Genomic DNA, 2,108 nt, shown 5'->3' on the forward strand with positions numbered 1-2,108 from the left:
GCCGTAGGCCACATAGATACATGGGCCGCGTGAGCGGCCTTCCTTTTCGAACGCGGAGGACGTGTCTGAGCAGCGAGGGTGGGCACCAAGGTCTCCCCGCGAAGCGCCCAAGTGTAGACAGCGATGGCAAAGCCGAGCCCGCGAGGCCGAAGGCGAGCAAGGTGCAAGGTGCAAGGTGCAAGGTGCAAGGTGAKAAAGCATGCCCGGCCTGACGGCCGAGCGCCCGGCCCCCGTAATGCGTGAAGAACAAAAAAAGGCCGCGCTTTTGCAGCGCGGCCTTTTTATTTGCAGAAACCTGCCGCGAGCTTACTTCGCGAACAGATGCTCCACGCCAGCGCGCTCTTCGCGCAGCTCCTTCTCGGTCGCATCGATGCGGGCCTGCGAGAACGCGTTGATCTGAAGGCCCTGGACGATGGCGTACTTGCCGTTCTTCACGGTCACCGGGTAGCCGAAGATCACGCCCTTCTCGACGCCATAGGAACCGTCCGACGGGATACCCATGGAGACCCAGTCACCCTCGGCCGTGCCGAGCGTCCAGTCACGCATGTGGTCGATGGCGGCCGACGCGGCCGACGCAGCCGAAGAAGCACCACGGGCCTTGATGATCGCCGCGCCACGCTGCTGCACGGTCGGGATGAAGTCGCTCTCGTACCAGGCCTGGTCGACCTGCTCGAGTGCAGCCTTGCCCTTCACCGTGGTCTGGTGCAGGTCCGGGTACTGCGTGGAGCTGTGATTGCCCCAGATCGTGAGTTTCTTGATGTCGGTCGAATGCGTGCCGGTCTTCTCGGCCAGCTGCGACAGCGCGCGGTTGTGGTCGAGACGGACCATGGCCGTGAAGCACTTCGGATCGAGATCCGGTGCGTTCTGCTGCGCGATCAGCGCATTGGTGTTGGCCGGGTTGCCGACGACGAGCACGCGCACGTCGCGCTTGGCGTGGTCGTTCAGGGCCTTGCCCTGCGGGCCGAAGATGGCGCCGTTGGCTTCGAGCAGGTCCTTGCGCTCCATGCCCGGGCCGCGCGGACGCGCACCCACGAGCAGCGCGTAGTCGACGTCCTTGAAGGCGACGTTGACGTCGTCGGTGGCGACGATGCCTGCGAGCGTCGGGAACGCGCAGTCGTTCAGCTCCATCACCACGCCCTGCAGGGTCGGCAGTGCCGGGGTGATTTCGAGCAGGTGCAGGATGACCGGCTGGTCAGGACCCAGCATGTCGCCGGCGGCGATACGGAACAGGAGGGCATAACCGATCTGGCCGGCTGCGCCGGTCACGGCAACGCGAACGGGTGCTTTCATCTTTCGACTCCTCAGGAATATCGCTTGGGACGTATGATCAGGTGAGCTCGGCAAAGAACTCGACGATGCGGGCCATGCCCTTGTCGAGTGCTTCGTCCGGGCAGGAATAGGAAATGCGCAGCGCGCGCGGCTCGCCGAAGGCCGAACCCGGCACGCAGGCCACGCCCTTGGTCTCGAGCAACGCGGCGCAGAAGTCCACGTCGGAGGTGATTTCCACGCCGTTGTGCTTTTTGCCGAAGGCCACCGAGATATCCGGGAACGCGTAGAACGCGCCCTGCGGACGCGGGCAGACCACGCCAGTGATTGAGATCAGCGCGTTGTAAACGCGATCGCGCTTGACCGCGAATTCGGCGCACTTCGCCGCCGGCACATCCTGCGGGCCCGACAACGCAGCGACGGCCGCGGCGGTGATCACTTCCGGCAGGCTGGTGATGTGGTTCGAGTTGAGCGTGGTCACGGCCTTGGCCACGGACTCCGGTGCGGCGATGAAGCCCACACGCCAGCCCGGCATGCCGTAGGTCTTCGACAGCGAGTCGACGAAGATCACGCGGTCCTTCAGTTCCGGGCGCACGTGCACGAAGTTGTGGTAACCCACGCCGTCGAACACCATGGTGTTGTAGATGTCGTCGGTGATGATCCAGGTGTCCGGATACTTCGCGATGACGTCGGCCAGCGCGACGATTTCATCGCGCGTGTAGACCATGCCGGTGGGATTGGACGGGTTGTTGAACAGGAAGACGCGCGGCTTGCGGGCCAGCGCTTCGTCCAGCTGCGCCGGCGTGAGCTTGTAGTGCTGCTCCGGCGGGCACGGCAGGATG

General features: G+C 64.6%; 2 protein-coding genes. Both read right to left on the reverse strand.

Annotation, left to right across the window (positions count from 1 at the left end; genetic code table 11):
- Nucleotides 1-306 precede the first annotated feature (306 nt).
- Nucleotides 307-1,290, reverse strand: coding sequence for a malate dehydrogenase (locus AC1DSN_RS21755; protein WP_477298255.1), 984 nt, complete (start codon nucleotides 1,288-1,290; stop codon nucleotides 307-309).
- A gap of 37 nt (nucleotides 1,291-1,327) precedes the next feature.
- Nucleotides 1,328-2,108: aminotransferase class I/II-fold pyridoxal phosphate-dependent enzyme (locus AC1DSN_RS21760; protein WP_477332847.1), on the reverse strand; the 781-nt coding region annotated here is incomplete at its 5' end.

It is taken from the genome of Luteibacter sp. P4_D7_3 (genome assembly GCF_056401735.1).